This window comes from Trebonia sp. (genome assembly GCF_030042015.1).
GTDB lineage: Bacteria > Actinomycetota > Actinomycetes > Streptosporangiales > Streptosporangiaceae > Trebonia.
Genome location: NZ_JASIAL010000422.1, coordinates 1 through 5,727, shown reverse-complemented (window position 1 = coordinate 5,727; position 5,727 = coordinate 1). Strand labels below are relative to the sequence as shown.

Sequence of the window (5,727 nt, the reverse complement as noted above, 5' to 3'; positions counted from 1 at the left end):
GCCATCGCGGCGGCCGCGGCCGGGTTGCGCCGCGCCCAGCGGGCGGCGCGGTAGGCGCCCATGCCGGGTATCGCGACGGCCCCCGCGGTCGCGGACGCGCGGCGGAAGCCGACGCTCGCCTCGCGCCAGCTGTACTCCGCGCGCTCGGTGGAGCCGAGCACGCCGTAACCGACCGAGGAGAACAGGTGCTGGAACGGCTTGCGGTAGATGAACACCGCCACGGTGACCAGCGCGATCATCATGATCTTGAGCGCCCACGGCAGCGCCTGGTCGCTGGTGCTCATGATCAGCGAGTAGCAGTAGAGCAGCACGCTCAGCACGAGCGCGACCGCTACCTGTTTGAGCAGGACGCCGACGAGCATCTCGAACCAGCGGATCGCGATGACCCGCCCGAATCCCGGATGCACCCCGATGATCAGGAAGAACGGCCCCGCGACGAGCAACAGCAGGAAGCCGAGCTTCAAGACGATCAGGGTCAGCGCGATCAGCAGCACGAGCAGGCCGGCGGCCACCGCGGCGAACAGCGCGGAAAAGCCGATCTCCAGCCGGGTCGTCCACTGGATGCCCTGGAACAGGGGGTAGACGGCCGGGTCGTTGGCCTGCAGTCCCTTGGCGATGCCGACGTACGTGTCCTCCTTGGCGGTGATCAGCGCCTGCGTGGCCGGCTCGTTGACGGCGATCGCCTGCGCCCACAGCAGCTGCCTGCCGTACTGGTTGACCACCGTGGGGGTCTGCGTCGGCGACGTCGCGTACGCCGTGGTGCCGAGCTCGCCGTCCAGCCAGGGCTTGCAGACCAGCACCGACCACAGCTCGTTCGCGTTCTGGTCCACCAGGCCGTTCGCCGAGGTGAACGCGTAGTTCGCGGTGACGCTCTGCGGGTCGCCGGACGCGACCGGCAGGCAGTTGCTGCCCGTGTTGCCCGGCAGCTTGGCGAACGCGACGTTCATCACCTGGGTGACGGAATTGGAGACCGTGGTGCCGACGCCCGTGAAGTCGGCGGGACGGCCGATCAGCCAGATCGCCGCGGCGCAGGCGACGACCATCCACAGCGTCCCCTCGATCGTCCGGGTGGCGCGCTTGCGGATCAGCCCCTGCCAGGCCAGCCAGATCGTGCCGATGATCACGACCGGCGCGAGGAACGGGAAGTAGATGGCGTCGCCGAGCGCGGTGATCAGCCGGTTGACCGCGCCGCTCAGCCAGGACAGGATGCTGTTCCCCGCGGCGGCCTGGTAGACGGTGATCGTCACCCGGTCCAGCGCCTTGGCCATGTCGAAGACCATGCCGGCGACGTTGTTGCCGATCAGCGAGGTCATGTCCGAGCACGTGAGGCCGTAGGCCGCCCAGTACTGCCCGGCGATGCCGTAGTTGTCGTACAGCGTCTTGCCGCCGGTCTCCCCGCCGGGCGTGGCGATCATCGAGTCGATGCCCGCGGTGGCCTGCTCGGGCTGCGGCACCGACGGCGTGCAGATGTTGTTCAGGTCGCCGACCAGGCCGGCCTGGCCCGAGCTGCACAGGCCGAGCAGCCCGCCGATGTCGCCGATGCCGGGCACCGCGCAGACTCCCCCGTCGGGTTCGGTCATGCCGATCAGCCGCACCGCGGTATCCGGCTTGGCGCGGGCAGCGGGCCTGGCGGCCGTGCCCGGCTCGGCGTGCGCCGCCGGCGCGGCGCGGGAGATCGTGGCGGCATGCGCCGCCGGCGTGATCGTGGCCGCGGCGGCCGGCCGGGCGAGGAACAGCCCGCCGAGCAGGACCGTGCCGATCGAGCCCGCGAGCAGCAAGGCTCGGGTCAGGGTCCGTGGTGCGCGCGTTCGTCCGGCCCGGGGGTGGGGTTCAGCCATGAGGGGGGCTCCTGTGTACGGCGGTTGTGCTAGGTGGTCGCCGCCGCCGGCTGCGCCGGCCGACGGGCTCGTGTCGGATTCGTGTCGATCCAGTCCCGTAGTTCTTCGGATACGAGATCGACGCCGATGCGGCCCGCGCGGTCGTCGAGATCACGGAAAACGCACTCGCCGTTGCCGAGGCCACGCAGCACCGCTTTGTGCTCCTCGGACGGCTCCACGCCGAGCAGCGAGCAGACGTTCGCCACCTCGGCACGTTCCGTCGAGCGGAACGCGAAGACGCTGGACAGGCAGTTGGTCACCTGCTCGTTGAGCAGGTCGCCCGCGTTCTGGGAGATGAGGACCAGCGCGGTGTTCCGCGAGCGCCCCATCCGGGACACCTCGGGAACCAGCTTCGCGCCCTCAGGGGTGGACGTGATCGCCCAGGCCTCGTCGAGGAAGATCGCCTTCGGCGTGGTCCTGCCGACCGCGTTCATCAGCCTGCGGGCAAACTGCGAGACCAGGTAGAGCAGGGCGACGGACAGCCGCTGCTCGTAGGAGAAGTCGTCCCTGGCGGTCGTCGCGTCCGGCAGCGTCAGCCCGCCAAGGGTGAACACGGTCGTCCAGCCCTCGGCGTCGATCTGCTGCCCGCCGGACGGCGCGAAGCACAGCCGCGCCAGGCGCATCTCGGAGATCGACCGCATCACCGCGCCCAGGTTCTTCCAGGCCGGGTCGTCGGACTCCTCCAGGTGGCGGACGACCTTGCCCAGGCTGGGCCGCTGCCCGCCCGCCACGGCGCCGACCGCCTGGATCATCGCGCTTTCCCGCTCTTCGCTCATCCGCGGCAGCAGCAGGCGCAGCGTCTCGGTCGCCATCGTGCGCTTTTCCGCCAGGTCGTCGCCGAACGAGAACGGGTCGAGCAGCCCGGCCGCCGCCGACCCGAGCGGCAGCACCCGGGCCTTCCGCCCGGACCTGACGAGGTACTCCGCCAGCGGTTCCGCGTCGCCCTTGGGGTCGACCACCGCGATCGTCCCGCCGCGCAGCGCGAGCTGGTAGATCAGCAGCATCGCCAGCGTGGTCTTGCCCCCGCCCGGCTCGCCGGTGATCGCGATCGCGGTCGGCCTGTTGCGCGCCGTCGCCAGCATGGGGTCGAAGTGGACGACGGAGCGGGCCCGCCCCAGCGTCTCGCCGATGTACGGCCCGACCCACCCGACGCCGTCCGCGATCCGGTCGCCGAGCTCGACCGTCGCCGTCGGCATGCCGCCGGCGATCGTGTACAGCGGCTGGCGCTGCACGTAGGAGGACAACCGCACCCGCTCGCCCGGCAGCGACTCGGTGAGCAGCGAGAACTGGTCGCCGGTCGAGTTCACGATGTCGATGCCGATGTCCCTGTAGTGCTCGGTGACCGCCTCCACGCGGCGCACGCACAGGTCGCGGGTGGGCGCGGTCACGAGCAGCCGGTGCCAGCCGTAGACGAACGGCAGCCGCTCCTTGGTGATGCCGTGCTCGAGCATCCGCGCGGCGGCGATCTGCTCGGCCAGCGCGATAGGCGCCTCCGCGCCCGCCTCCCTGATGTGCGCGTCCATGTCGCGGGCGTGCGCGAGCCGCCTGCCGACGTCCTTGCTCGCCCTGGCCGGCGGGATCAGCCGCATCCGGGAGCTGACCTCGACGGGGAACGGCAGCAGGTCCGCGTAGTGCAGCCACGGCTCGCCGTCGGGGAACGACATCACGTCGGGGAACCTGGCGAACGACAAGAACGCCGCGTACGACTCCCCGTCGACGTGCTCAAGGCGCAGCAGCGTGCGCCCGTTGTGCACCTGGCCCTCGTAGAGCTGCTCGATCTCCCCCGCGCCCCAGGTGCGGCGGCGGGCGGCGGACGGGGGCGGGTCGTTGAGCGAGCCAAGCAGCGTGTGCCGCACCAGCCAGGCCACCTCGCGCGAGGTGGCGTGCCGCGCGCCGAGCGCGCTCGCGGTGAGCGCGCGGCCGAGCCGTTCGGCCAGCTCGGTCCACTTGCCGATCTCCCCGGCCGGCACGGCCTCGTCCTCAATGCCCAGGGTGCGCTCGGTGGCGCGGTAACTGCCAAGGAAGTGGGCGAACAGGCCACCCGACAGCTGCGCCCGCATGCCGCGCTGGCCCAGCCGCACGCCGAGGTAGATCTCCTTGCACCAGAAGTCCTTCGCCCACACGTGCTGGTAGATCTGCTCCAGGTACTCCCGCCAGCCGGGGCCGCCGTCGGCGGTGGCGTCGAGGCCGGTCGCCCACTCCACCGCCGGGTACGGGCGGTGCGCGATCCGCAGGTGCACCTCGGCGTCCTGCATGCGGATCGCCGCCAGGGCCACCGTGATGTTCGTCGCGAGCGCCTCGCGCTCCTCAGGCGCGGTGAACTCGTACGAGACAGAGGGCACGCGGTAGTACGCCCAGGCGTGCGTCTCGGTCAGCAGCACCCGGTCGTCGAAGTATCGGATCGCCAGCCGGCTGCGGCCCTTCGACTTCGTGGTCACCACATCTCCTGAGTAGGTCGTCCGGGGCAGGCGGCACGGACCGTTCGGCCCATCACTGCCTTCTCCTGATCGGTGCCGCGGCCATTCCCGCCACCAGCACCCCCGCCAGCGCGGTGTACGCGACGCGGGTCTGGGAGCGGAGCGCGGACGGGCCGGTGCCCCCGACCGGCACCATGTCGTCCCATGGAACCCGGACGATCGCACGGCAGCGGCCGCGCGCCACCGACTCGGCCTGCGTCACGTCCGGCATGCTGCGCCTGCTCACGCCGTTGATCAGCGTCACCGAGTGCGCCGCCAGGTCCGCGAAGCCGTGCGCGTCCAGCCACTCGCGGGTGTCGGCCAGCGCGCTCGCCGCCTCGACGCTCGCCGGCGCCACCACGACGAGCTGGTCGGTGATCGTCAGCAGCTTCGTCAGGCCGGCCGCGCCCGGGTCGAGCATGGTGAGCGGGTAGTGCCGGCCGAGGTATTCGGCCAGCAGCTGCTCGTCACCGTCCCCGAGCGCGCCGCGGGACGCGATCACGTCAAGGCGCGCCTGGGTGCCCTTGCGGGTCGGGGGCAGGCCGTCCGGACGCGACGGCGCCTGCGTCTGCGGTGCCTTGCCGCCGAGGATCTCCTCCAGCCACCCGGCGGGCGCGCCGTAGCGGGCCAGCGCCCCGTCGTGCAGGTCCACCGCGGCGACGGGCTCTTCGCGCAGGCTCGCCATGATGTGCCCGGTCATCAGCGTGGTCACCGTCTGGCCGGCGCCGCTGGTGCAGCCGAGCACGAGGACGCGCTTCGGCCCGGTGAGCGGGAGGCGGGCCCGTGCCCTGTCGAGCGCCTCCTGGTCGCGTGCGCCCGGCCCCTGCGTGGCGCCCGTGACTATCTTGACCCTGCCGTGCCAGGACAGGGGGCGGTCCTTCGACGGGCCGCTCAGCGCCCGCTCGACGGACGGAACCGCCAGCTCCTCGCTCTCCGCGACCGCGGTGACCTTCGGGCCTGGCTCCTGCGGCGGCGCCGCGTGCGCCTCGTACGGCGCCTCCCGCGGCACTTCAGGCGATGCCTCGTCTGCGGCCGTTGCCGCGGGCTGCGGCCCCGGCGGGGGCGCGGTTGGGGCAGCTGGCTGCGGTGGCGATTGCGGCTGGAGGGGCCATGTGGGCGCCTGCCAGGGTCGGGCCGCATTTACTGATGGCGCCACCGCAGGCGGCGCCGGCCACTTACGGGGTTCGCTGTGCGAGACCTCCATCCGCTGCGCACCGGGTCCGCCGCCCCGCTCTCGCACCGGCAGCACCGGGTGCACATCCGGCGTGGCGTGCGCTGGCATGCCGGAGGAGGCAGGCGCCGCCACGGCGCCAAGTGGCGGCGCGGGCACTGGCCGCGCCGTCCTGGGCTGGCGAGGCTGCGGGGGGGCCGCCTGACGGCGGCGCGTGCCGGCG

4 protein-coding genes are annotated in these 5,727 nt (G+C 72.3%); 1 reads left to right on the top strand and 3 read right to left on the bottom strand.

Going from position 1 to position 5,727, the window contains the following annotated elements; genetic code table 11:
- The 3 genes from Q1N79_RS22675 to Q1N79_RS22665 form a co-directional block, all read right to left on the bottom strand.
- On the bottom strand, positions 1–1,838 hold a 1,838-nt coding region (locus tag Q1N79_RS22675; protein WP_300612176.1), incomplete at its 3' end, for a type IV secretion system protein.
- Between the two features lie 29 nt (positions 1,839–1,867).
- On the bottom strand, positions 1,868–4,315 hold the full coding sequence (locus tag Q1N79_RS22670; RefSeq protein WP_300612174.1) for an ATP-binding protein: 2,448 nt from the start codon (positions 4,313–4,315) through the stop codon (positions 1,868–1,870).
- Positions 4,316–4,367: 52 nt separating this feature from the next.
- Entirely contained in the window at positions 4,368–5,342 is a 975-nt protein-coding gene (locus Q1N79_RS22665; RefSeq protein ID WP_300612173.1) for a hypothetical protein, read from the bottom strand.
- Positions 5,343–5,522: 180 nt separating this feature from the next.
- Here Q1N79_RS22665 and Q1N79_RS22660 point away from each other — a divergent pair.
- On the top strand, positions 5,523–5,727 hold a 205-nt coding region (locus Q1N79_RS22660), incomplete at its 3' end, for a hypothetical protein (protein WP_300612172.1).